Source organism: Flavobacterium enshiense (assembly GCF_040750275.1).
Taxonomy (GTDB): Bacteria; Bacteroidota; Bacteroidia; order Flavobacteriales; family Flavobacteriaceae; genus Flavobacterium; species Flavobacterium enshiense_B.
This window is the reverse complement of sequence record NZ_JBDOCV010000002.1, coordinates 408,458-432,151: the sequence shown is the minus strand read 5'-3', so window position 1 is coordinate 432,151 and position 23,694 is coordinate 408,458. Positions and strand designations below refer to the sequence as shown.

General features: G+C 33.5%; 25 protein-coding genes. 13 read left to right on the top strand and 12 right to left on the bottom strand.

What is annotated here, in order from left to right; genetic code table 11:
* Positions 1-54: 54 nt before the first annotated feature.
* The 5 genes from ABGT15_RS04830 to ABGT15_RS04810 form a co-directional block, all read right to left on the bottom strand.
* On the bottom strand, positions 55-399 hold the full coding sequence (locus tag ABGT15_RS04830) for a hypothetical protein (RefSeq protein ID WP_367230286.1): 345 nt from the start codon (positions 397-399) through the stop codon (positions 55-57).
* Between the two features lie 359 nt (positions 400-758).
* Positions 759-1,184: a hypothetical protein gene (locus tag ABGT15_RS04825; RefSeq protein ID WP_367230285.1), complete on the bottom strand. Its 426-nt coding sequence runs from the start codon at positions 1,182-1,184 to the stop codon at positions 759-761.
* Between the two features lie 31 nt (positions 1,185-1,215).
* Positions 1,216-2,565 carry a DUF2586 family protein gene (locus tag ABGT15_RS04820; protein WP_367230284.1) on the bottom strand — a complete coding sequence of 450 codons (1,350 nt, stop codon included), beginning with the start codon at positions 2,563-2,565 and terminating at the stop codon, positions 1,216-1,218.
* Between the two features lie 292 nt (positions 2,566-2,857).
* The gene (locus tag ABGT15_RS04815; RefSeq protein WP_367230283.1) at positions 2,858-3,037 is read right to left on the bottom strand and encodes a hypothetical protein; all 180 of its coding nucleotides are present in this window, start codon (positions 3,035-3,037) and stop codon (positions 2,858-2,860) included.
* A gap of 36 nt (positions 3,038-3,073) precedes the next feature.
* Positions 3,074-3,811, bottom strand: coding sequence for a hypothetical protein (locus ABGT15_RS04810; RefSeq protein WP_367230282.1), 738 nt, complete (start codon positions 3,809-3,811; stop codon positions 3,074-3,076).
* Between the two features lie 288 nt (positions 3,812-4,099).
* Here ABGT15_RS04810 and ABGT15_RS04805 point away from each other — a divergent pair, with 288 nt between their 5' ends.
* Positions 4,100-4,900 (top strand): S24 family peptidase, encoded by an 801-nt coding sequence (locus tag ABGT15_RS04805; protein WP_367230281.1) that lies wholly within the window; start codon positions 4,100-4,102, stop codon positions 4,898-4,900.
* A gap of 88 nt (positions 4,901-4,988) precedes the next feature.
* Here the strand turns inward: ABGT15_RS04805 and ABGT15_RS04800 are convergent, their stop codons facing one another.
* The 7 genes from ABGT15_RS04800 to ABGT15_RS04770 all read right to left on the bottom strand — a co-directional run bounded on the left by ABGT15_RS04800 (position 4,989) and on the right by ABGT15_RS04770 (position 9,645).
* Complete coding sequence (locus ABGT15_RS04800) at positions 4,989-5,588, bottom strand: hypothetical protein (RefSeq protein WP_367230280.1); 600 nt, start codon at positions 5,586-5,588, stop codon at positions 4,989-4,991.
* A gap of 198 nt (positions 5,589-5,786) precedes the next feature.
* Positions 5,787-5,999, bottom strand: coding sequence for a hypothetical protein (locus tag ABGT15_RS04795; RefSeq protein WP_367230279.1), 213 nt, complete (start codon positions 5,997-5,999; stop codon positions 5,787-5,789).
* A gap of 21 nt (positions 6,000-6,020) precedes the next feature.
* A complete protein-coding gene (locus ABGT15_RS04790) occupies positions 6,021-7,040 on the bottom strand; it encodes a hypothetical protein (RefSeq protein ID WP_367230278.1) in 1,020 nt (339 codons plus the stop codon).
* A gap of 10 nt (positions 7,041-7,050) precedes the next feature.
* Entirely contained in the window at positions 7,051-8,364 is a 1,314-nt protein-coding gene (locus ABGT15_RS04785) for a hypothetical protein (RefSeq protein WP_367230277.1), read from the bottom strand.
* Complete coding sequence (locus ABGT15_RS04780) at positions 8,357-8,914, bottom strand: DUF6046 domain-containing protein (protein ID WP_367230276.1); 558 nt, start codon at positions 8,912-8,914, stop codon at positions 8,357-8,359. Before ABGT15_RS04780 ends, ABGT15_RS04785 begins: the two co-directional genes overlap by 8 nt.
* Before the next feature lie 18 nt (positions 8,915-8,932).
* Positions 8,933-9,403, bottom strand: a complete 471-nt coding sequence (locus ABGT15_RS04775; protein ID WP_367230275.1) for a hypothetical protein — start codon at positions 9,401-9,403, stop codon at positions 8,933-8,935.
* 44 nt (positions 9,404-9,447) lie between these two features.
* A complete protein-coding gene (locus ABGT15_RS04770; protein ID WP_367230274.1) occupies positions 9,448-9,645 on the bottom strand; it encodes a hypothetical protein in 198 nt (65 codons plus the stop codon).
* A gap of 291 nt (positions 9,646-9,936) precedes the next feature.
* Between ABGT15_RS04770 and ABGT15_RS04765 the strand changes: the two genes are divergently transcribed.
* The 12 genes from ABGT15_RS04765 (at position 9,937) to ABGT15_RS04710 (ending at position 23,625) form a co-directional block, all read left to right on the top strand.
* Positions 9,937-12,924 carry a hypothetical protein gene (locus ABGT15_RS04765; protein WP_367230273.1) on the top strand — a complete coding sequence of 996 codons (2,988 nt, stop codon included), beginning with the start codon at positions 9,937-9,939 and terminating at the stop codon, positions 12,922-12,924.
* A gap of 30 nt (positions 12,925-12,954) precedes the next feature.
* Positions 12,955-13,983 (top strand): toxin-antitoxin system YwqK family antitoxin, encoded by a 1,029-nt coding sequence (locus ABGT15_RS04760; RefSeq protein ID WP_367230272.1) that lies wholly within the window; start codon positions 12,955-12,957, stop codon positions 13,981-13,983.
* Positions 13,984-14,139: 156 nt separating this feature from the next.
* On the top strand, positions 14,140-14,607 hold the full coding sequence (locus ABGT15_RS04755; protein WP_367230271.1) for a hypothetical protein: 468 nt from the start codon (positions 14,140-14,142) through the stop codon (positions 14,605-14,607).
* A 484-nt stretch (positions 14,608-15,091) separates the two neighbouring features.
* Positions 15,092-17,020, top strand: a complete 1,929-nt coding sequence (locus ABGT15_RS04750) for a hypothetical protein (RefSeq protein WP_367230270.1) — start codon at positions 15,092-15,094, stop codon at positions 17,018-17,020.
* Positions 17,021-17,023: 3 nt separating this feature from the next.
* Positions 17,024-17,173 (top strand): hypothetical protein, encoded by a 150-nt coding sequence (locus ABGT15_RS04745; protein ID WP_367230269.1) that lies wholly within the window; start codon positions 17,024-17,026, stop codon positions 17,171-17,173.
* Positions 17,174-17,301: 128 nt separating this feature from the next.
* Positions 17,302-17,589, top strand: a complete 288-nt coding sequence (locus ABGT15_RS04740; protein ID WP_367230268.1) for a hypothetical protein — start codon at positions 17,302-17,304, stop codon at positions 17,587-17,589.
* The gene (locus ABGT15_RS04735) at positions 17,576-17,878 is read left to right on the top strand and encodes a hypothetical protein (RefSeq protein WP_367230267.1); all 303 of its coding nucleotides are present in this window, start codon (positions 17,576-17,578) and stop codon (positions 17,876-17,878) included. The genes ABGT15_RS04740 and ABGT15_RS04735 overlap by 14 nt, the downstream gene beginning before the upstream one ends.
* Positions 17,879-18,033: 155 nt before the next feature.
* On the top strand, positions 18,034-19,110 hold the full coding sequence (locus tag ABGT15_RS04730) for a hypothetical protein (protein WP_367230266.1): 1,077 nt from the start codon (positions 18,034-18,036) through the stop codon (positions 19,108-19,110).
* Between the two features lie 10 nt (positions 19,111-19,120).
* The gene (locus tag ABGT15_RS04725; protein WP_367230265.1) at positions 19,121-19,849 is read left to right on the top strand and encodes a hypothetical protein; all 729 of its coding nucleotides are present in this window, start codon (positions 19,121-19,123) and stop codon (positions 19,847-19,849) included.
* Between the two features lie 9 nt (positions 19,850-19,858).
* Positions 19,859-22,471 carry a PKD domain-containing protein gene (locus ABGT15_RS04720; RefSeq protein ID WP_367230264.1) on the top strand — a complete coding sequence of 871 codons (2,613 nt, stop codon included), beginning with the start codon at positions 19,859-19,861 and terminating at the stop codon, positions 22,469-22,471.
* A 67-nt stretch (positions 22,472-22,538) separates the two neighbouring features.
* Complete coding sequence (locus ABGT15_RS04715; RefSeq protein ID WP_367230263.1) at positions 22,539-23,012, top strand: phage holin family protein; 474 nt, start codon at positions 22,539-22,541, stop codon at positions 23,010-23,012.
* A 202-nt stretch (positions 23,013-23,214) separates the two neighbouring features.
* Positions 23,215-23,625, top strand: a complete 411-nt coding sequence (locus tag ABGT15_RS04710) for a hypothetical protein (RefSeq protein ID WP_367230262.1) — start codon at positions 23,215-23,217, stop codon at positions 23,623-23,625.
* The last annotated feature ends 69 nt before the right edge of the window (positions 23,626-23,694 follow it).

The following is a 23,694-nucleotide window of genomic DNA, read 5'->3' as shown; positions in this document are numbered from 1 at the left end:
AGGGGCAAAAAGGAGGTAATCGGTACTTTGGCATTGGACTGGTTTGATTTAAGATTACAGCACTTCAATTTTTACAGGTTTAGGCTGTATGTGATCGGAAAAGGAAGTGGTAATGTTCAGACGTAAATCGTCTTCCTGCTCAATTTTGGCGTCTCCACCCAAATAGCAGTTTTTGAACAATACTTCCAGTGCTTTGAATTCATCCATTTTAGAAGCCTGCAATACCGCCGATCGGATACTGATGTCCGGTTTTCTGAAATACGCGAATAGGGTAGTACCGTCATCATCGGTAATGCTCAGTTTTACAACCTTTCTGTGTTTAAATTTCCATTGGTTCAATTGCGCTTGAGTGATGCTTCCTTCAAGTACATCTTCTGTATTTTGGGTAATCGGGTTCATATGTAGAGTTTTGTGTTTATTCGTATTTAGGATTGCTTTTGTAAAAGCATAGTTGTGGCTGTATCCGGGCGAGTAGTTAGCGCGAATTTGTTTTGTATTGCTGTTGTAATGGAGTGTTTTTGCTGTAAAGCAGTATGTTTTATAAAAAAAGGCTGCCTGAGTTTTCTCAAGTGGAAAATTCTCAAAACAGCCTCTTTTTGGGACCTATTCCTGCGGACTTATCAAGAGCAGTTGTAAAGTGTATGCTGGCAAAATCTTGTTATGTGTAATTTCTTTTGCGTTTTTGCATCAAGGATTTGGTTTTCTCTTTTAAATCGGCCGGAATAAGCGTAATATGAATGGAGTTTAGGATCTAAGGATTAGTTCCACTCAATGTGAGAACAGATAAGGTCGAAAGAAACCTGGATCTTAGTATCTCCTTGGCTGATTCCTCTGCTGTTTGAGTTAAACTCACAGTTTCTTACTGTATGTGTAATCACTTCATTACTGTCATCCAAATAACTTACGATGATGCTGAATGGTGCTACGTCCTGTAATCTTTTTCCTTTTGGTAAAGCGGCCAAAATAGCCTCTACTTCGTAGTTGTATAAGGTGATGGAAGCTTTAGCCTCGTATTTTCCTCTTCCTCTGTGTACTGGCATGTCACCGGCACCATAGTGGTTTTCTTTCGATACGGAGTCGCTGTAATTTACAGCTGTGATTCCTGTTACAATGTTTCCGGCAATACTTACTTCGATTGAAGACCAGCTGTGTTGTTGTCCGTTAATTAATGGTAATTTATTCATGTTATTCTGTGTATTTTAATTGATAAATGGATTAGGCTTTGTCGATTCCGAATGGATTTTTAAATCCTAAATCAACAGTGATTTTGCGAGCTGTACCGATTGGGATGATCTCTGCTTTTACTCTTAATTCTGAAGTAGCCAAGATGTTTTGAGAAGGGTTAACATATACATCGAAAGCTGAAACTTCTTGGTTGGCAACCATGCCTTCTAAAGCAGCTCTACACAAACCTTCAAAATCTTTAGAAACGGATTGTGGTAATTTTCCGCTGATGTCCACTAAAACTGGAGAAGCTAATTTTGGTAACAAAGCAGTGCGCAATAAACGAGTTGCTTTGTTGATCGTACGGTTGTTTTCTACATAAGCAAAATCAGAAGTACCTTCCGTACAAGTATGGCTGTCGTTGAAATACAAACCGGCTAAACCTGTATGTGTTTTAGCGAAAATATAGCGGTTGTCATTTAAGGTACTTAAAGTTCCTTGTGTTTTGATTTCTTTACCACCTACGAAACCAGCTTTTGCAAAACCTTCACCGGCAAGGTTGAATTTTTCAATCCAAGCAATGTTTTCAGAAACTTTAGCTTTTGAAATGGTTCCTAATGCCATACCAACGGCAGCTGAGTTTTTGTAGATTTTTTTGAAAACGAATTGAAGAGCTGCTCCGTTTGCTTCTTTAATCTCTCCATCAACTTCAATATTGTAAACAGCTGGAGTGTTTACGGTAGCGGGTTGAGCTACTACTAATACTTCTTTTGGGGCTAAAGTGTAAAGTGTGTCGGCTGCTTCAGTAGCTCCTTTTAGGAATAATTTTTCTTCGTTTGCTTTTTCAGCGTCCATTGCAATAACTACAGATACGTTTGTAGCATTTAGAGCTGCTAAATTTGGAGCAGTATCAACGTCAAATTTTTTACCTTCAAGAATAACTTCAAATGGCATATACGCTGCATAAGCCAAATTAGCCTGAGTTTGTGCAGTTGCAACTGCAGTTGTTGTTTGTGCGAAAGCAGCGTCTAAATCAGCATAAATAACAGCCATCTGACGGATTTTACCATCTGTTTTTTCCTGCATTTCCATAGCTTTTCCAACAACTTCTCCATAAGACGTACCAGTTGTTGCCATGATAAATAAATCTCCCGAAGGGTTCATTCTGAAGAATTGCTCGATTTGGTAATAAGCCGATTGTCCATCAACATCGTAAGCGGCAGTAATTCCTAATGCTTCAGCATCTTCTAGGGAAGCTAAACGGTAAACTTTGTCTTTTTCAAAGCCTTTGGTTGTTGCTTCTCCGTCAAAAAGTAAACCGGAAACCATGTCCTGGTCTGGGTTTCTTCTTCCTAATCCACCCGATAATTTGTTAATTACTACATCGTTTAATGTACTCATAATGTAAATATTTAATTGTTAAAATTTTATTTTTATTTAAAATTGGGCAAACCATGGGCTGTTGCGAATTGGTATATTCGTAATTGTCAAGGTGTTACCTTATTTTTTATATTTGATTGTAAATAGTATTCTTTTTTAAAAGAACAGAATCGTGTTGGTTGAAATACCCCGTTTAGGATTTAGATTTTTCAACTTTTGAGGATGTTTACTTTACTATTTGTGAGAGCAAATGTATAACCCTTTATTGATTTTTTCAACTTTTAAAGTCTTTATAATCAGTAGTTTCAGTGCTTTATGTTGTGGCCGGCGTAGTTAGTCCTTCATTGATTATGGTATAGATAGTACGCTCAGTTAAGAACAGCGTATCAGAAAGCTCGGCAACTACAACTTTCATTTGTTTGGCCTGATTTGCATTAAGGTAATTGATAACGTAATCTCTTCTTTTTTCCAATAATTGTTTGCTTCTTCTCATGATGTATAGGTTAAGTTTTTTAAGATGGTTGTTAGGTTAGTTTATCTTGATGTTTTTTATTGTTCTAGGATCTGCTTTTGGTTGGTCGTTTTCGTCTGGAATTTGTACCAGGGAATTCGCTGCGTTAATCGCGGTGTCATCCGTATCTGTAATGCCATCATTATCTAAATCCGAGTCTGTTAGTATTGAAGATTCTGTTTGATGTACTGGATTTGTGTTCAAGTATAAATCTCCAGTAACGTTTCCTTCTGCTACATCTGTTAAACTGTAACCTAATCTTAGGATTTCATCATTTGTAGCGCCATTTCGGATCAATTTGTATTTCTTCTTTAAACTATTTTCAACCAGTGTAGTCTTATAGCTGATTTTCCAAATGAAGAAATCATTTTTATCCCAATAATCACCTTCGTTCGTCCATTGTTTTTCCTGTACTTTAAAGGTGGAATTAGTGTCAATCAACGCGGTGTTGTCAATTATATCGGCTTTGTATAAGATAGCTTTGTCGATATGACTGGCAATTGAAAAAGCATCGTTATAATTGCTGTTCAGAGGTAGTACGATATAACATGAAAAGGATACTTCAGCTTTATAGGTTTTTTCCGAAGAGGATTCCCAGTTGACAGTATCGTACTTGAACATGATTAAAGGATTAGTGACAGTGTTTTTAAAAACAGTATCGCTGTAAAGCTGAACAAGAGCATTAATAACAGGTGCTGTACCAAGCTCGTTTTCAATTGCAGCTTTTTTCTGAGTATAAAATTCTTTTAAAATCATATGTTTAATTTTTACACTGCAAATATTAAACATATGTTGTAATTTACAAAATTTTATTTAGTGATGATTCAGTTATTTCAGTAATATGTTTTATGTATTTTAAACATATTGTTGGTAATGTGTTTTGAATTAAATGATTAATGGGCTTGCAATTAGTTTTAATTTTTATACCTTTATAAAAGAAATCATTAATACAACAGTTTTAAATTAAATATTTTAATTTTGCAACATATATTGGAATTACTACAAAATTTAAACATTTTGCACAAATATTAAATAGTAATAAAAATGGATATCCACGATAAGATAAAATATATTATAGAAATACTGAATCTTAATAATAACTCATTTGCGAAACTGATAGGGGTTACAACAACAACTATTGACAGTATTACAAATGGAAGATTACAAGAAGACGGTCAACGAAAAAGAACAAAGCCCGGTTTTGATTTGATCAATAGTATCATTATTCACTGTAACATTAATCCGGAATATCTATTTGGGAAAAGTGAGTCTATCTTTTTTGATCATGAAAAGGATAATGTTGGTCTTAAATTGCCCAAAGTGATCACGGTTAATGAAAGCGGGAAGGAGAATATCAACTTTATAGGAATACAGGCAAGAGCCGGTTATTTGGATGGTTATGCCGATCCTGAGTACATTGAACATTTACCTTCATTCAGTATGCCGATGCTTAAAAACGGAACCTACAGATGTTTTGAGGTTAAAGGAAATTCCATGACCAATACCATACATGACGGTGATTTTGTTTTTGGGAGATACACTGAAAATTTTGATGATATTGTAGACGGAAGGATTTATGTTATTGTTAGTAAATTTGACGGCGTTGTTGTAAAAAGGGTGTTGAACCGAATTAAGGAAAGCGGTAAACTGATTTTAAAATCAGACAATCGCGACGGCAATTATCCAACCTATTCTATCGATGCCGAAGATGTTGTAGAAGTTTGGTATGTTAAAATGTATGCTTCTAAACAAATGCCGGATCCTGTCAGTATTTATGAAAAACTTCACAATATTGAAGGAAAGCTTTATGAGTTGGAAAGCATTGTTAAGAAAGATAAAGTCTGATTATTAAATTCTTATTAAATTAAACCTCAATCGATTTTAAGCGACTTAAAAGTAAGTATCTTAAAATCGATTGAGGTTATTTTTTTGATTATTTTATTGTTTCAAATTCTTTGGTTTTGACATAGTAATCATGAAATTTTGGATATAAATGATTTATTATTTCATCCAATCGTTTTGTGTTCCAATTATTTATTTCTTTATTTATTTCACTGCAGTTTAGTTCAAGGTTTTCCAGACTTTCTGTTTTCAGATGGTTAAACTGTTCTTTAGCATTTTCTTTGCATTGAAATGTAAATGATAAAAATTGCTGATTCTTATAATCGCATTCTGTGATTTTGCCAATTAAGTCAAACCCGTGGAAGAAAATTGGTCTGTATTTTAAAAATCGACTGTTTCCTGTAAAAGGCACTTTGCAATTATATGTTTTTATGACAATTTCTTGAGTATTGTTTGAATTGATCGTTATTCTTTTAAGCCTGTTTAAATCACTGTCCTCAACTATTGCGTTCTTAATATCGAAGCGTAGTTTTTTAATTTGAAAGTCAGTTTTGATTTCTTTTTTAATTCTTTCTTCAATAAGATTATGGCTAATCTTAATTTCAAGTTCTTTGCTTATGGATTCACTTAAAGTGATTAAATGGTTCTGAAATAATACACCTTTACTGCCTCCGAAAATTAATTGATTCATCTTTGTGGCTTTTACCTTATATTTTTTTACATTTGTTTTACGGCTGCTAAAATATGTACAATTTTTCTTAAAAAAACTATCAAAATGAATTTTAACAATTTTATAGTACTAAACTTGTTAAAATGTCAAATTTTCCGTTGCTTTTTAAGAGTAAAGGAAATACCCCTTCCTGGTTTTAACAAAAAGGGGTAATGAAAATTAACTAATGGTACCTGTTCCTGTTCCGGCCTGAGCACTTGCACTACCGGTAGTTGTAACATTGACACTCACTAGTCCTGTTTTTACAAATGTGTCAATCGCGTTTGCTAAACCGCTAGCTAAAGAATCAATTGAAGATCCTGATGTTTTTGCTTTTTCAGCAGTTAATACTGCTTTAATGGCGCTTTCTAATCCAGCTTTATTTAATGGCATAATTTTTAGTTTAATAGTTTTTTATTCTAAAAGAGAATTTATGTTAGCGTTTATAGGGGTAAATGCTGCAGAATTGATAGGCATTCCAGATGGCCCCACAGGAGTTGTAACTGTAATTTTCTGTATTTCCGAAATTAGAGAATTCAGCTCCGTTTTTAAGTTTATTCCTCCTGCTGTAATTTTAAATTTATTGCCCATCTCAAAAGTCAACTGATCTTTCTTAAACGATGTTTTCGCATCAGTGATAAGTGCTTCAAAACCATTTTCTATCGCAACCTTAGCCAGTTTATCGTTTAAAGTGAAAAGAGTGCTACCGTCATTAATATTAACTACAGTACCCGTTTCATTTAGGGTTAGCTTTTGTTTTTCGTTTCCATCGGCATCCGTAAACAGCATTTCTGCTTTAGTGGTGTCGTTGGAGGAAAGCGTGAATTTTAAGCGTTCTACAGTATTTTCTCCATTAACAGTCGACAAAATAGTTTGGTGTTGCGTTCCGTTGAAATTGTTTTTCGAAATTTCCTTTCCGTTTTCATCATAAAATGAAGTGGTCACACTTGGAGCAGGCGAGGAGAGATTGAAATCGATCTCCGCCATTTTATTGTATTCAGGTGTAGTGGTTGCAGTAGTTCCTCCTTCACTGGCTTTCTTTTTTTTGAAAAGTACTTGCAGCTGGTCAGTTTTCGAATTGATTTCCAAATATTGATTTTGGTCATTTTTATAGCGGATAAAAGTGCGTTCCACTTCAGAACACTCCGAAATAAAAGCTCTTGTTTCCACACCATCGATTACCGAGGCCAATACCCAACTTCCAAGTTTAGGAATTGCAATAATACCTTCTTCTTTATCTTGAATGGAACCTTTTAAGCGTACATTTTTTATGATGGCTCCATCCCCGCGCATAATGTTTACCGTATAGGCGTCATCCGCACTGTGAAGTGGTTCAGCTGTTTCCCTGTTGATTTCCGTTACTTTTGCAGCAAAGGTTTGAATGGTCTGATTGTTACTGACAACATTCTTTATTAAATCTGATATGTTTCCCATGATTTGTTTTTTACATTACTTCAACTCTTCTTCCTAAATAGATCTTTTGTCGGTAACCGCCATCACCGTAGCTTCGTTCGACTTTCTTTACCTGGAAGGTTCCGTTTTTATCGTCGTCTTTATTGTTTTCCAAAACAACTTTATCTGTCGGACGAACAAATGGTTCACCAAAGGTTTCGAAATAGCCTTCAAGACCATTTGGCTTATTTTCCATGGCTCTTAACGCGGCATATTGATACAATTCAGAGGCAGTTTCCAAAGCTTTTTTCTTGTAAGCCGTCACATTTTTGGGAAGTTCCGTTTCATTGTCATGAAGCACATAGGTTTTAAATAACTGTCCGTTTGGATCTCCCATTTCTACGTGAATAGGCGTGTTTGAATTCGGAAAGTATTTCTCCACTCTAATTCGTGTATTCCTTGTGGCTTCCTGTAACACTGTTAGATTATCATTAATGATGTTATAATGAAAACGGAAACGGGCCTTACCTGGAAACAAATCACCTCCAAAGTTGTTCATCGCATTGTCAAGTTGTGAACTCAAAAGATCTAATCCCTTGTTTATCAGTTTTTTTACCAAGGCTCCGGCTATAGGAGATTGGATGAAATTACGATTGATAAAACTGCCTAATTCTGCTGCGGAATGATGCTGCGGATTGTTGGTTATGGTTAAAACCGGGACAGCTTTTTCAATTTTGAAATAGGTGTAAATGCCTTTATTTTTTAGCATTTCGAAAACCTGCGCGATGCTATGGTTTCTGTTGATGAGCAAGTTTCCCATGTCTTCGTCCAAAGCATTTATTTTAATGGGCAAGCCAAGTTGTTTTACTCTTTTTTCGAAAAATTGCTTAGGATTGAATTTTTCTTCATTAAGGGTTGGATTTGTAGCAATGGCATTTAAATTGTCATCAGAATGTTGGGCGTCTCCATCATCTACAGCTTTAACTTTTTTTAAGGCATACATCATGTCTTCACATTCTATGGTTACCGGGGAATCGCCTTTTACCGCTGTAACATAGCCTCTAAAAGCAGGTTTGTATTCACCATCATATCCCAAATGGATTTCCACAAAACTTTCAAGTTTGAAAAAGTCGCGAATGGATTTTTCGGAGCCTTGTTTACCGACAAGATTGGCCGTTCCACTTTGTTTAAAGCCGGAAGCATTGGTAAAGACTTTTTTAGGCATTTCAAAGGATGCCGTATCGGTGAGTGATTCGTAAGAACTGCTTATTTCAACCTTCTTTACATAAGTGAATTCGTAAAACTTGGGTGTAGGAACCAGCTTTACGGTATCATAGACTTTGATTTTAGCATTTAGATTAAACATTGTTTTTGATTATTAGTTCAACAGTTTCATCTGAAGTAGCACTTGCAGAAAATTTTTGAATGTTCTTTGTCCCCGAAATGGAAGGGATGGAATACGAGTCGATTACCAATTCATAAATTCCAAATCGGTTCAGGATAGCGTGTGTAATCCTCAAAGAATAAGGCGCATTAAGGAATTGTTTCAAAAGGAAAAGTTTCTCTTTTGGAAATTCGTTGTCCTTTTCGTTGGCAATTAAACCATCGATTGAGATACTGAAATCACCATTTGTGATGTGTTCTTTAATGGTAGATTCTCTTCCTTCAATACTCTCTTTTTTAATACTTTTGGTTCGGTTTAGATTTACCGTAACGGCGTCAATGCGCAAGCTGGGTAGTTTAAGGTCGGGTTTGGAAAGCGGTTCGAAAATTAAAGGAGCAAATACCCTTAAGTTAAAATCGCCACCTGTTTTGTCGATGATAAAATCTTTCGATTCTGAGTCATTAAAATTGATACCGGAAAACGCTTTGTCTTTGGTACTTAAAATGTCGTTTACATTAATATTGAATGCCATTGTTATTGTTTTAAATTTTTAATTTGAAAATGTTTTTGCGAAAGCGGTCATAAATGTGTTTTCCAGTTTCGCAGCGTTGTGTTTTTGGATCCAAAGCGCTTCTTCCAGCAGTTTATAGAACTCGTCAATCGGCAAGGCATAAGGATCTACATGAAAAGCATGTCTGATAATTGCTGCAGATTTCTTGTACTCGTCTTTTTGCGGAGTAGCATCTATGGAAAATTCGCTACTTGCTTTAATCATAGCAACTATGGAATTACCGCAAGACAGCATAAAATCATCATCATAATTTTCGTCCGATAAGACACATTCTTTAAATAAAAAGAGGATGGCTTCGTGTACATTGTCTTTGTATTTGTCCTGATAGGCTATGAAAGTTGCATAGGATGGTTTTCGGCAATAGGTTGTTGTAGTGCCGTCTTCGGAACTGAGTTTTAAAACAGTACCGTATTTTTCCTTTAGTTTTTCTATTGTTTCTTTGTCTGACATTTTTATTGATTTTCTCTGTGTTACGATACAGTTTGTTGCAGTGTTTAAACAACTCCGCTATCTCTTCTTTCCCTTTTTACGATTTCGGCGATACTTTCTTTTTTGTCTGAAGGCATCATGGGAGTGATGTTGAAACTCCCGATTGTAATAGTGCCGCCGGTTTGTTGGTTTAAAGGATTTTTAAAATTGCTCATGTCTGGTGTCTCCAGCACTTCGCCCAAGTCTTTAGGTGTATGGTCCATAAATTGATGTTTTACAATTAGTATTATGTGTTTTAATTTTTTTTGGGATTGGCTTTCTGAAAACAGTTGAGAAAGCATAAGAAATCCATTGCCGAAATCAAGCAATGAAATGATGTTGTTTGAGGGTGTAAAAGTAATTAAGAAGAATTTTATAAAGGGGCAATTTCAAGCACTGAATTCGGTAGTTTCAGTAAAAGGCAATAATGCTGAAACTACTGAATACAAAGGGATTAAAGTTATACAAATCTCATTTTGACTCTTAATTTTGCACCCAGAAAAAACACAAGCACAATGAGTAAAAATGTAATTCACGATATCAATATTATAATCGAAAATAATCCTGATTCAAAAGATTCTGAGCAATTGAGCAAAGACTTTTTAGAGCAGATTGCTCTGGTTATAAAAGAAGCAAGTGAGCAAAACGATACAGAACAATTAATGCAGGAGCAGCAAACCAATACTGCTACTGCCGAAAATACCAGTACCCCAGCCGGAGAAGGCGCAATTGCCTCATCAAAAGGACAAAGCGCTACTCCGTCAACGGCAAAAAGCACTACTTCTTCGGCTTCGGGGGAAACCACTACTACTTTTAGCGCTCCAACCGGAGGAGGCGTTACTGATAACAGCGAGCAGGAAGCCATGAACCTGAGCGCATCAGCTGACACTACTCCTTCGGTTTCGGAAGCGGAAAATGGTGAAACCGATTCGTTTTCGGGAACAACTGCTGAGACTTATGCAGGAGTCGATACGCAACAAAGTATAGCGGTTCCTAAAGCGTTGCAGGGGAAGACCAATGAGCCAAGTATGGAAACTCTGAAAGAAAAAGTAATAGATGAAATATCCAAAGCAGTTAAAAATAATGATGAATCAGTTATAGATTATTGGAGAGGAATTTTAAAAGCCCTTGAAAACGGAGCCACAGCAAAAGATTTCTATCGTAAAAAAGATCATGAAAGATTTACAAAAATGTATTTTGGGTTACAAAAATGGAGACTTGCCACAGATGAAGATTTAAAAAACTCACCTTCAATTTATAATGTCAATTGGGGAGAAGCAAGTGAGAAAATGATTTCGAAATTGCGAGAATTGGCAATTAATGATCCTGAAATTGGTGATTACTACAAAAAATTAATTTATAAAATAAAGGATTCTAATGTAGATATTTCTAAACTATTTGAAGAACATGATGAACTTTTCCTGTTGCTTAAAACGATATTTCCTTCTTTGCCCGAAAGAATAACGGTAATAACTAGAAAAAGAATATATCCCGATTTAAGCCCCAAAAAAGTATACCCAAACCTTGGAGCAGAATGTATTTATTCTATTTGGTCCGGTACACTTATAGATGAAGTTGTCGTAAAGTACGGTATTGGAGAAAAAACTATTGGGAAAAATGGCAGATACCCTGAATTGAAACATGGTCATTGGTATGATTATGATAGGATAAATAATCCAATCAAAGCAGGATCTACTTTTTGGAATGCTTCAATTTACAATACTAAAAAAGGAAACGATTATTTATATAATACAATCGAACAACGACAAGCTTATTACCTATTTGCGGATGCTTATTTAAAAACTAAAGGTATAATTTCTGAATGGTTTGATGCAGCGGCTAGAGTTACAATGGGATCAATAAAAGATTCTCTACAAGGAGAAACAGCATTAGGAGCCGCAGAACAACTGAATTTATGGTATTTGTCTAATGACACCGAAGAATTTTTAAAACAAGGTAATAAGTATTTGTTTTCTGATAATATGAAAAATGTAAAACTTTTATTGGAAGGAAAAGGAAAACTGAGCGGTGAATTTATCGATGCAAAAGGTAAAAAGCAAAGTTTTAAGGGATTAACAAAACAAGAACTAGACCTTAAATTAGTTGAATTTGAGCAATCTTTAGTTCAGGAATATATCAATTCTTCTTTTAATGATTTAAACAACAGTTTCATGAAAAAATCATTAGATGAAGTCGCATATACTTCAGGAAATAAAGAATATGATGCTATTGTTAAACAAGTTAATGAAAATTTCTCCCATTGGATGGCTCCAGATATTATTCAGGAGATAATGGAAGAACATTTTATGGAAAAAAAGAAACTCACCTTTAACTTTGCGAAATATGAAGATAGAGTTAAACTTGGTCAAATAATGGTGAAAAAATTATATTATTTGAAACTAAGTGACACTTTTAAAGTAGATAATATTGATAAAATACTTAAAAATCCCAAAGACTTCAGTCAAAAAACAATCTTTTTCAAAATTAATCAAGAAAATGCTGTTAGAGAAAAAACAAAATACTTAAAAGAATATAAAATAGCATCTCGATTAGAGAATATAAAAAATAATTTTAACAAAAAACATACTTACATTCTTTCTAATTTAGACAAAGTAGGTGAAGTTCTTAGCGATGTTAAGGATGCGATAATTGAAGAATTATTAAAATCTGCGGGTGAGATTAAAGAAGATTTTGAAAATGATTTGAATGAGCTATACGATGAAATTGCAACCGAATTCAATAAAATAAAAAAAGGTAAGCATTATGATAAAGAATATAGTGATAAGGTTGAGCAGTTGTACAATGAAATTAAGGATATTGTGGAAAAAAGAAACGAATTACTTGAAAGAATAAAAAAGATATCTAAAAATAAAGCTATTAAATTAAAAAATCAGGTAATTGAAGAAGTGACCCAAATTCCTAATGAAATTGCTGGTGATGTTTTAGTTAAAACAGCAGAACGGATTTACCCTGGAGTTGGTAAACTCAACGACAAAGGGAAAGAAAATTTATTTAAAAAAAATTACGAAGCTTCTGTTGCCATTTTGTTATACGAATTTGCCACAGGTACTGGACCGGAAGCCCGCAATTTTGATTATCATAAACATGCTTTTGCCCGGGCTATTTTACACGGTCGAATGATTAATGAAATTATGGAAGAAACTTTAAAGTTATTGCGACAAACCCGTTATGATTTTGTAAACAAACCTGATAGTAAAGAATTAAAAATTGATTTAGAATTTAGTCCAACCCCAACTTATGCCATAGAAAGTTTAGATAAACATTTGGATTCCAATTTTGCTCAAATATTTATTGGAGGAGCATTTGCTTTAGTCCGTATAAGAAACGGTAAATTAGAAGGCTATATATACAATCAAACATCAAGGGAATCGTTAGGACTTCATTTGGAAATAGGAAATATAAAAAGGAAAAAAAATGGAAAAAAAGAAACAGCAATATCAACTGTTGTACAACGATTTTATTTTACTTTCAAATTACCTTAAAATGAATTACCTTGCAATAAATTTTAACAAATGAAACCATACAAGATTTTAGTTGTTATATCATTGATATTTTTTACGGCCTGTGCACCAAACCGGGAAAGTCTCATTGGTAAGTATTATAATGTTGAAGACGAAAAAGCTGTCCATTATGTGGACTTCAAAGAAGATGGTACTTTTTTTCATTATTATAAAAAAGATACTGTCCAGAGGAGTCATTCAGGTGAATGGTTTCTGGAAGAAAACAAAATAAATATTTATGACTGGGAAGAATACAGTTATGAGTACCTGAAAATCATATCAGGTATGGGCGAAGTAAAATTTGGTTCAAAATTGGCGAATCAAATTTTCTGGATAAGCGGTTCATATTTAAATACTACGCCTGATGGGAGTAATCCAGGAAGTTATATAAAAGAAGAAGATGTTGCAGAAATTGTTGCCGGTAGAAAAGCTGAAGAGAGAAGATGGGATAACTATTTAAAAGATAAAGACACTTTTTATTATCCTAACTCAAAAATTATCAAAGCCATTGGTATCTTGAGTGATGAACCTGGAGCAGATCTAAATGCTAAAAAACAAAAGAATTATGACTGGAAACATTTTTATCCTACAGGAGAAATAGAATCGAAAGGAGAATACTCATTGGATAATAAAGAGGGTATTTGGAAATTTTATCATAAAAATGGACAATTAAAAGAGTTGGGGGCGTTTCAGGATAGTTTAAAAGTGGGTCCTTGGGAAAGTTATCATGAAAATGGAAACTTAAAAGAAAAAGGGGTGTATGTTTATATAAAAAAAGGAGGAATTGATGAAATATCTGAAAACTCAAGTTCAAAATATTATCTGACAAAAAAACGTGGAGTATGGAACTATTATGATGCTTCCGGAAAATTGGTGCGAACTAAAGAATTTCTTTCTAGGGAGAAAGCGTATGATAGTTTATTGCATGTCTGGAATAAAGATGAAGATAAAGAATATATAATATCTCAAAGAAATGAATACATTCAAAAAGAAGATAGATATTATAACGACTATAAAGCCTCTTTGAATGCAAAAAAATAATTTAAAAGAGTTTTAAAATTATTGATTTGTGAAAAAAACGGAATGCTATAGTAATACTTCATTGATGTGGCTTTTTTTCAAATGAATTGTCGAGTAGTTAGGATACATTTGAAGCGTGGCATGTTAATCAATTACTTTCGTAAAAAAAAGTTAAAAATGAGTAAAGCCATTTTCATTATTCTTCTGTTTATAGCCTTAACTTCCTGTCAACAAAAAGACACCGCTATTAAAGAAGTCTCAGTAGAGAAAAATCAAAATACAGAAATCAACAATGAAGCTGCATCAGCTAACAAAATTGAATTAAACGATTTCATTGGACAGTACGAATTTAGAGATACTGATAATCCAAAGGAAAGTCTTTTCTTGATGATGAAAAAAGTCGATGTAGAAAGTATTCAAGATTTTGAAGGATTTTCGTGGGAAGAAAAAAATGAAAAAGGAGAAGTCGTTAGGATGACTTTAACGGGATTACTTTATGGCAATACAGATTTGTTTGATGATACTAGGGAAGGGTACGCTCCGGGCTTTTTTGTTGTAAATTCTCAAATTGAACCATATGAAAATAGTGGTTTGAAATTAAGTTTAAATGTTAAGGAATCTGATATTCTAGAAAACCCTGTTTAATTTCCTACACAATCGACAGAAGAAGCTTTAGAGGAAGGGAATAAAAAATGGGAGATCACAACATTTAATGTTTCGAAAGATCTTTTTTTTGAAATTAAAAGTTCAGAAGAACTTTTATTGAAATCAGATTTAGGTGAAAAATTGTTTAAAAAGATAAAATAGTGAGTGATAAATAAATCTATTTTACATTGTTAAAAGCTACCCTAACCGGTAGCTTTTCTCTTTTTTACAACTTACTGAAACTACAGATCCCAAGGCTCCAAATATTTTTCTAACCCAAATATTGACGTTACTTTTACACTCAGAAAATCACACAGGCTTTCTTTGTAAAGGAAGTTTTCTTATAAGCTGAAACAGCTTAAAAAACACCAAACAATTTATCACTAAGAATTGACTCTTTTTTTGAGTCAGGTTGCCTTCTATTGCCTTAAAATTTCATGCGGAAAAGCATTTCATAATAAACATTATAAAAACATTTAATTAAATGAAACAAACAAAAGAAACATTAAAAACGTACTTTGAAACGGGGGATAAACCCACGCAAAGGCAGTTTACAGATTTAATCGACAGTTTTATCACCGAGCCGGAACTGATCGAAATCCAGAGGAAAAATTCTGAGGAAGAACATGTATTTGAAACGCTTAATTATCAGGCTAAAAACGGTGATTTGGTTATAGGTCAAAAATATATTTTATCAGACTATCAAACAAAATATTATATCGAAGGATCATCTTCGGCAAATATTGAAAAGGAATTCAAAAATCAAAGTTTAGTATCAGGTTATGGTTTTTTTGATCCTCCAATAGTAGATGTAGTTGTTGGTAATGATGTTTTTGTAACCAGTTTGCCATCCGATTATACGGGAACAATTCAAGTTGGGGACAAGGTTAGTATGACTTCAAGTATTTCAGGATATTATGTAAAGTTTGCAAACAACTTCCATAATATTATTGGAGCAACTTTTAAATGTTCTTTAAAGCGATATGATTCCATAGATACCGATGCAACTATTTTAGATAGTAATTCAAAAGTAGTTATGTGCTCTAATGGGGTAATAAATACAGATGTTCATGATGGAACTGCTTATATGGATATGTCTGCAAATGAAAATAAAGCAGTTCTTAGTGAAATTCTATTATTAACAGCTATTTCTAATTACCAATTCTCACCTATAGCAGAAAGTATCACATATCCCGGAGAAATTCTGGAGTATGATTTTACCGATCAAGATATTAAAAATGATAATGGTAAGATAATTGGTTCAAGAAACGGTTTGATAACAAGACGAATTTCAGCCGATAAAAAAATCGATATTGATAAGGACTGGCGGGTTCAAAGGTATAGAAGATATAAGATGTCAGAAACAGACTGGAAGAATTATTTGCTGAACAACTCACAAACACCTTCACTTTACTATTTAGGCAGTAATCATGCATTAACCGCAGCAAATATTAATACAAGAGATGATCACAAATATTTACTTCCTTATGTAGATGTGAAAAACTTCTTTCAAGACTTTAGTAAAATGATCCCAACAGAGAATCCTTTTATCAAAGGTACTACTAATCCAGGCTATTTTGTATATGGAGATATGATGGAAAAAACGGATGATAATGCTTTTAAATTCAGTGTTACTGCAGCAACGAGTAAGAATGCTAAAGATTTTTATATTTTCCCGATGAGCACCGAAGCAAGAGTTGACGCCGTAATTGTGAAAAAGTTGGAGAATACCGTTTTTCTTAATTACAATGCTCAGTATACTTCAAATGATGTTATTGATGTAAAAATTACAGACAGTATTTCCGAATCAACGTTTTGTGCCGGAGCAATTATTAACTCGTCATCAGGGTACCGAATTAATAATCTTTCAAAAATTACTGCCATAGATAATTTACGACTTCGTAATAGTGGATATATTAAAAATATGCATGTTCTTGCTACTAGTATTGTCAATAACAGTGGGGATTTACAATATGTAACAGTTGCAGGAATGGCGGCCAATGCATCTCCATTTGGTATGACCTATATTGATGTCTCATTCGATGCACTGTGTTCAATAAGAAACACAATGATTGGAGGAAAACGGGTAGACAGAATGACTTTTAGCAATGTTAAAACAAATAAATGTCTTTTTGCATTTACCAGAGGCCAGTATTTGAGGTTTGCCGATAGTATTATGTATTTGACTGCCACTATGATGGACTGTGATTACTATACTAATACAATAATATTGGATACAACCGGGCCTAATGATTATCTAAATAAAAAAGCTTATGGATATTGGTATAGTACCAACAGTTCTTTAACCAGAAAAAGAGTGATTATTAATGATTTGGGTGAAATGGTGTATCACAGCATTGATTCATTAAATCAAAATGCATCAAAATATTTAACCTATACAAGTCCTAAATAAACCATGACACAACAAGAAAAATTAAGATTAGAAGAATTAATGGCTGAGTTGAGATTATTTACTAATAACAATGCTTTTGTCATGATGGGTGAGCAAAAATTAGCAGAGTTATTAGAATTACTGATTATGAGCCAGAATTCTTCTCAGTTGTAATTGCTGAAACTACAGATTATACAGGCTGTTTTAGACATGAAATTTGTAAGATGAAAGTTATTTTTACACTATGAAATTTCAAGAAACAGAATAGTGTAACAAGTAAAAAAAAAATTAAAACATAGCTTATGAAAGATTTTATCCTAGAAGAGGATTTGCTCATTGAAGATGGAGATTTTGCTGTCAAGTTTGCAGATCAACAGAATCTTGAGCATTTGCTCCTGAGTGAAAAAGGAAGTTATAAAGAATTTCCTGTATTGGGTGTGGGCATCAAAAAATATATTAACAGTCCCGATGCAACATCTCGATTACGATTAGAAAATGAAATAGACAAACAATTATCGTATGACAATTTTTATGTAAAAGTATTGGATGTCAACGATTTGCAAAACATTAAAATAGATGGGAACTATTAGACCTTTACAAAACCAGAACCTCTTCGATATTTCATTGCAGGAATATGGAAGTGTAGAAAACGTGTTTGATATTTTGGAAGATAATGACATTTTTGACGTTACTAAAGATATCTCCGTATATGAAGACTTAAAAGTAAGCAGAGAAGTATTTAAAAAGGACATTGTAGAGTATTACAAATCCAGAAATCTAAAGCCGGCTACGTCTTTAACAGAAGAAGAAGCCGAATTAATAGATGATTTTTCAGGGATTGACTACATGACACTTGATGATGACTTCATTATTTACTAAAAAGTAAGTGCAAAAACGATATTCAATTTCTTTAGGAATATCTAAATGATACTGTAATTCTAGCAGTATTTATAAATAATTTAAAAACATATAACTAAGTCATTATAAGCATATTAAATATGTCTTACAGGATGATCTATATTAAAAAGTAAAATATGGCACGTACAATTGCTGAAATCCAAAATCAGATTTTGGAAGAAAAAGGTAAGCAAGCAACCTTAAATGGCTTGACCGATAATCAATCCAAAACTGCAATTTGGCGACTATGGATTAATATCGTGGCAACAGCGATTTGGATTCATGAAAAAATCGTTGAAAAGAATGCGTTGATATCCAGACCACACACCTTGAACTGGTATCGTGAACAAGCTTTAAGTTTTGTTTACGGACAGGATTTAATTTGGAAAGAAGGATCGTATAAGTTTGATACACAAGGACTTTCTGAAACCGAAATCAGTGAAAAGAAAGTTGTTAAACATTGCGCGGTAAGTGAAGTGGATTTGAGTTCTGTAATCAATCCTGATACTAGTGTTAATCAAATTTTTTCCGATTATTTCCACAATCAAGTGGGGGTGGTTTTTATTAAAGTAGCGACAGAGAGCGGGGGATATATCTCGCCCGTTGATTTAAACGTACTATCATCATTTAAAGAATATATTGCTAGAATAAAAGATGCTGGTAACCAGGTTATTGTTAGTTCTTTACCTGGGGATGTTTTGAAGCTTCATTTAAATGTTTTTGTTGATCCTCTTACCATTTATATTAAGCCACAGGATATTAAATATTATAAGGAGTTAATGATGGGGAATCCAATTCCAGAGGATTATGAATTTGATCCTCAGAATGGGGCTTTGATCTCTAAGCCTTCTGTAAAGCCTGTAGAAAAGGCGATTGAAGATTATTTGAAGAATATTGAGTTTAACGGTGCTTTTGTAAAGTCTTTCCTAGTTGATACCATTCAAAAAGCGGAAGGTGTAAAAATTCCTGTTTTGAAATCAGTTAAAACAGTGTCTTCCCTTGGTTTAGGAAATTTAGCACAACAGGGAAATAGTGCAGCTAGAAATTCAGAGCCACTGTCCGAAGCACAACAATTGGAATCAATACTTCAGGATGCCAGTAAAATAGAATATTTTATTCCAAAGGCAGGATATTTCGACCTAAAAAGCAAATATTTTGAGATTAAAGTAAATTATGTCCCTTATACTTTTTACAGAGATAACAGAATCGAATAAACAAGACTAAATGAAAAAGTATACTGTAATTAAATGGGAAAAGCTGTTACTATGGCTTATTCCTCCCATTCTTAGAAAGAAAACACATTACGATTGGCTAAACACTTTGCTTTCACCAATTCGTGCAATCTATGAAGAAACGCTCTACAAGATGCAGCACACCGGGCAGGTTATCTATTTAGAGAAAGTTTTAAATGAAGCATTTAATCCAGAAAGAATATATAACCCTAACTATACTGTTGAACAAAAGAAATCTCATCAATTGATTTATATTGAGGAAACGGTAAAGCCAACTTTACATTTTCTTTATCTGCATGAAGAGTATTTAAATATAAACATCGATAAATCATTTATTTATACATATGATGAGCTTAAAAGTCAAGGAAAAAAGCCGTTGTATTTAGCAAACAAAATGGACTATACTGAAATGACCTATGCAAATTTCAGGGTGTTTATTCCCGAGGCTTTAAATTATTCACCTCCAATTGAGTTATATGGGAATGAAGTAAGATTAAGTGATACTGGAGGAGTCGTTTATCATCGATTAACATTAGAAGAATTAAGCAAAAAACTTGTCTTTAACAGCCATCCGATAGCAACAAAAGAAATTAATGGTGCAATTGAAGTGCATACCGCGAAATATCATGATTTGCTTAATTTTTACAAACTGGCCGGTAAAACGTATGAAAGTTACAGCTACCGTGTTAAAACAATAAACTTAACAGAAGAAGTCATATAAATTAATAAAATGAAACAAATAAATTTTAAGAGACCGGGAGGCTTCCCGTTAGAACAAGAAACGTTAGATAGGCTTCAAACCGCTTATAGAACTGAATTATACGGAGTATTAAAAGCACATTTAGGTATTGATAGTAATGTAAATTATATTATAGCTAAGCCTACAATGGAAAAGAAAGGATGGGCAATTATTCATCAGTTAGAAAAAGATTTAGAGAACCCGACAGTTACAAAAGTTCAGGGAATTTTGTATCCTATTGAGGAAAGTAATTCATATTTAAAATACTTGAAGACTACTCGGATAGATTCCTCGTTACAATTTGGAAATGGAGTGCCGGAAAGTGTATACACGGATTACAAAGCAGAATATGTTTCGGATCTTGAAGGACATACACTTTCAGAAAAATACGTTGTAGTTGACGAAGTTCTTTCTCAATCAATAACTACCTATTATTATGATGCAGACCAATTTACCATTTTAAATACAATTCCTGTTTTAGAACAAAAATTTTTGCCAATAAATGGCAGTAAGCCCATGGAGGGGAATTTAAAATTAGGAGGACATTTATTATCTAATTTAGATACCGATTTATTCAATGTAGCTAATGTAAGATCGCATGAGTTTAATTTTGGACATCCGACAAAACGAGGGCTTCTTTTTCCAAATGACTATTTAGGAAAAGCTTTAGTTGATGCCAGTGACGCTTTAAATACTATTTTGCATGTAAACAGTGAAAAAGATTGGGAAAGAACTGTTATTGGAGGCAAAATTAACTTGCCAAATATTGATTTTAACAGCAAAAAAGCAACGTCTTTATTGATAGACGATGAAGGAAATGTAACAAAGAGTTCTGGACAATTTGACTCGGATGTGCCTTTGGGATTAATTGCTCTCTGGAATATGAACTCAGGAGCTATTCCTTTAGGCTGGGTAGCCTGTGATGGCTCGGGATCAATTTCAGGAATTCAGATTCCTAATTTAATTGCTTCAGGAATAGATTCGGATTCAGATGGTCAAAGTAATGTTGTTTATATCATTTATGTAGGAGTTAATGATATTCCAACAATTTTTGCCGGAACTGATCAAGTAGTTGATTTGGCAGTAGGCACTACTTTAACAAATGTAACGCTCGCTGCTACCATCACTCCTGAAAATACCGTTATAAATAGTTATAAATGGACAAATACTGCAACTTCAGCACAAGTTGCAGATGTAGACAATCAAGCTTCAGTATCGATAAATAATCTAGGTATAGGAATTCATACTTTCAAGGTTACTGCGGTAACGGATTCCGGTATAACAATTAATGATGAAGTTAAAGTAGTTGTTAAATCTGGAAACCAGGCTCCTGAAATTAATTCTGTCAAAAGGATTGGATACCTTACTGATGTAGAAGGTGATTTAGTAACAGGACCTATTAATCTTAGCTTCACTACTGGAAGTGGAGATTTAAATTTAACTTTTAATGTTAATGACCCTGGTGGGAATAATAGTGCAATGACTTATGGTTGGACACAGGTTGCTGGTACGGGACCTTCTTTATCAACAACGACAAGTCCTTTATTTTTAAGCAGCGATCCATCCGGATTTAATATTAAAGTTCAAGCCACTGGTTTAATGGTTACTACATCTGCTAATCCGTATAAATTTAAGTTTAAAGCTACTGATGCTCAAGGTGCAATAGTGGAGCGTATTATCGAAGTAAACGTTGCTCAGGCAGCTAAAATAGCAATTGTCCCAATGACAGAATTTGAAGCAAATGGAGAGTATAATAGTAAAATAAGAGTTACTGCGGCTAGAAATCAAAATGTAACGCTTAAAGCTAATATTTCTTATATGACTTCTGGAACTTCTGGAGCATACAGTTTGTTTGGTTTTGGACAAGGAACAATTAGTACAACCAGCATGACTAATGAGAGACAGTTTACAGTTAATGTAGGAGATACGGGATCGATCGATCTATATTGCAGAATTACAGCTTCAGCGACTAGCTCTACAGATTTTTCACTAAAAGTCGTAACAGGTAATTTGAGTATAATTGGAGTTGCCCATCATTTAGAAATGTCGGCAGAGTACAGAAGACCTACATCAACCGGCGGTGGTGGCGGTGGTGGCTGTTTTGATGTTGAATCACTAGTGTCGATGGCTTCAGGACAATCTAAAAAATTAAGGAACATTGTTATTGGAGACAAGCTTCAAGGACTTTATTTCCCTAATGAAATTGACGAATCTAACGGTGATTATATGCTGTGGAGAGGAAAATTAAGTGAAGGAGTTAAAGCTGAAGTTACAGTTGTAAATAAGAGAACTTTCTTAGAACCTAGTTACTATGAAATTACGACTGCCGATGGTGTGGCTATTAAAGTAACTCATGAACACCCATTATTAGTTACTCAAAATGGAGAAGACTTGCAGTGGGTTAGAACTAAGAATGTTCAAGAATCAATGTATTTGATTGATAAAAATGGCAAGCCTAAACCAATCCAGTCTATTATTTTCAAACAAGAATCTTTAGAGGTTGCATTATTAGATGTTGAGAATGTTGATAATTACGTGATTTCCGGAATTATTGCGCATAACTTAAAAGATGCTATGGATGATAGTTATTTAAGTGCAAATTAACCAAAAGAGGTGGTAATTAATTTTCCAGGGAAGCAATTCCCTGGGAAATTATTATTAAGCAACATACATGACAGATAAAATACTGGAATACTCGGCAGAGTTGAAATTATTACTATATGGCGTTTTTATTTATTTGGGCATGGATATGGAAATAGTAAAAGTGCTCTTCTATTTAATGATTATGGATACTTTTCTCGGTGTTATTAAAGCTTTGGTGTTAAATAACAGGTTTAGCTTTAAAAAAATGGCATTGGGATTTGTTTCTAAATTAGCGGTTTTGCTTATACCGGTTTCACTGGCCTTAATGAGTAAAGGTCTTAATTATAATTTCAAATGGTTTGTAACTATTGTAATCGATTTATTAATAGTTAGTGATGGTATCTCAATATTCAGTAATATCATAGCGATTAAGTCTAAAAGGGAAGTGGAAAATTTTGATGCCATGACAATGATTTTAAAAGCAGTCAGAAACGGATTAATTCAGATGTTTAAAAAAACATTATCCGTGATAGAAACTAAAGGAAATATTGAAAAATATTAAAAAGGAACGATTCTATTTCTTCATAAAATTAAGAATAACTAACAGATGGAAACGTAACCTTTGCTTACCAATAATTTCCGAATGTATTGTTAATGTTACCCAATTTTTACAACGCATTATTTTTTAAATAAAAATGTTTTAATAAAGGTTAAATTTTAACAAATAATGAGGTAATAACTGTTTTTTTGTGTTAAATATAATTATGAAAACAAATTTAACAATTAAAGAAAAAAATGTCTTGGAACGGTTATTTAATATTAAAAAGAAAAACAATACAATAGATTTAAGAGCTTCTTATTCTGTTAGAAATGGAAAAGTTTCAGAGTTGCAGTTTAATTCTGAAATTTATAAAGTTACTTTTTGTACTAAAAATAATCAAGATCAAAAAGTATATGATTTGTATCTTACCAGTAACGAATTAATTTGTGAAGAGGAGATAGAATATTTAAAGCAATATTTAGGAATTGAGATTTTTGGGGACGGATCATTATTCGAGGTTTTTGATTTTGAAAATGATTTTACACTTCAATTCGATAAGGAAAACAGTTCTTTCATAAATTCTGAAGGTGTTGAAAACGGACTGATCCAATTTGTCAAAATTCCTATGAAATAAAGCTACGCAAATCAATTACTATAATTTTAATTAAATAATAAGCCCGATTTTGATATAAAGTCGGGCTTT

Coding starts and splice junctions, on each gene's coding strand:
- ABGT15_RS04780 (WP_367230276.1), bottom strand. CDS start 8,914: ATGGCATTCAATATTAATGTAAACGACATTTTAAGTACCAAAGACAAA.
- ABGT15_RS04820 (WP_367230284.1), bottom strand. CDS start 2,565: ATGAGTACATTAAACGATGTAGTAATTAACAAATTATCGGGTGGATTA.
- ABGT15_RS04830 (WP_367230286.1), bottom strand. CDS start 399: ATGAACCCGATTACCCAAAATACAGAAGATGTACTTGAAGGAAGCATC.
- ABGT15_RS04810 (WP_367230282.1), bottom strand. CDS start 3,811: ATGATTTTAAAAGAATTTTATACTCAGAAAAAAGCTGCAATTGAAAAC.
- ABGT15_RS04710 (WP_367230262.1), top strand. CDS start 23,215: ATGAAAACAAATTTAACAATTAAAGAAAAAAATGTCTTGGAACGGTTA.
- ABGT15_RS04760 (WP_367230272.1), top strand. CDS start 12,955: ATGAAACCATACAAGATTTTAGTTGTTATATCATTGATATTTTTTACG.
- ABGT15_RS04775 (WP_367230275.1), bottom strand. CDS start 9,403: ATGTCAGACAAAGAAACAATAGAAAAACTAAAGGAAAAATACGGTACT.
- ABGT15_RS04720 (WP_367230264.1), top strand. CDS start 19,859: ATGAAACAAATAAATTTTAAGAGACCGGGAGGCTTCCCGTTAGAACAA.
- ABGT15_RS04785 (WP_367230277.1), bottom strand. CDS start 8,364: ATGTTTAATCTAAATGCTAAAATCAAAGTCTATGATACCGTAAAGCTG.
- ABGT15_RS04750 (WP_367230270.1), top strand. CDS start 15,092: ATGAAACAAACAAAAGAAACATTAAAAACGTACTTTGAAACGGGGGAT.
- ABGT15_RS04725 (WP_367230265.1), top strand. CDS start 19,121: ATGAAAAAGTATACTGTAATTAAATGGGAAAAGCTGTTACTATGGCTT.
- ABGT15_RS04805 (WP_367230281.1), top strand. CDS start 4,100: ATGGATATCCACGATAAGATAAAATATATTATAGAAATACTGAATCTT.
- ABGT15_RS04795 (WP_367230279.1), bottom strand. CDS start 5,999: ATGCCATTAAATAAAGCTGGATTAGAAAGCGCCATTAAAGCAGTATTA.
- ABGT15_RS04800 (WP_367230280.1), bottom strand. CDS start 5,588: ATGAATCAATTAATTTTCGGAGGCAGTAAAGGTGTATTATTTCAGAAC.
- ABGT15_RS04755 (WP_367230271.1), top strand. CDS start 14,140: ATGAGTAAAGCCATTTTCATTATTCTTCTGTTTATAGCCTTAACTTCC.
- ABGT15_RS04735 (WP_367230267.1), top strand. CDS start 17,576: ATGGGAACTATTAGACCTTTACAAAACCAGAACCTCTTCGATATTTCA.
- ABGT15_RS04765 (WP_367230273.1), top strand. CDS start 9,937: ATGAGTAAAAATGTAATTCACGATATCAATATTATAATCGAAAATAAT.
- ABGT15_RS04770 (WP_367230274.1), bottom strand. CDS start 9,645: ATGGACCATACACCTAAAGACTTGGGCGAAGTGCTGGAGACACCAGAC.
- ABGT15_RS04730 (WP_367230266.1), top strand. CDS start 18,034: ATGGCACGTACAATTGCTGAAATCCAAAATCAGATTTTGGAAGAAAAA.
- ABGT15_RS04745 (WP_367230269.1), top strand. CDS start 17,024: ATGACACAACAAGAAAAATTAAGATTAGAAGAATTAATGGCTGAGTTG.
- ABGT15_RS04790 (WP_367230278.1), bottom strand. CDS start 7,040: ATGGGAAACATATCAGATTTAATAAAGAATGTTGTCAGTAACAATCAG.
- ABGT15_RS04740 (WP_367230268.1), top strand. CDS start 17,302: ATGAAAGATTTTATCCTAGAAGAGGATTTGCTCATTGAAGATGGAGAT.
- ABGT15_RS04715 (WP_367230263.1), top strand. CDS start 22,539: ATGACAGATAAAATACTGGAATACTCGGCAGAGTTGAAATTATTACTA.
- ABGT15_RS04815 (WP_367230283.1), bottom strand. CDS start 3,037: ATGAGAAGAAGCAAACAATTATTGGAAAAAAGAAGAGATTACGTTATC.
- ABGT15_RS04825 (WP_367230285.1), bottom strand. CDS start 1,184: ATGAATAAATTACCATTAATTAACGGACAACAACACAGCTGGTCTTCA.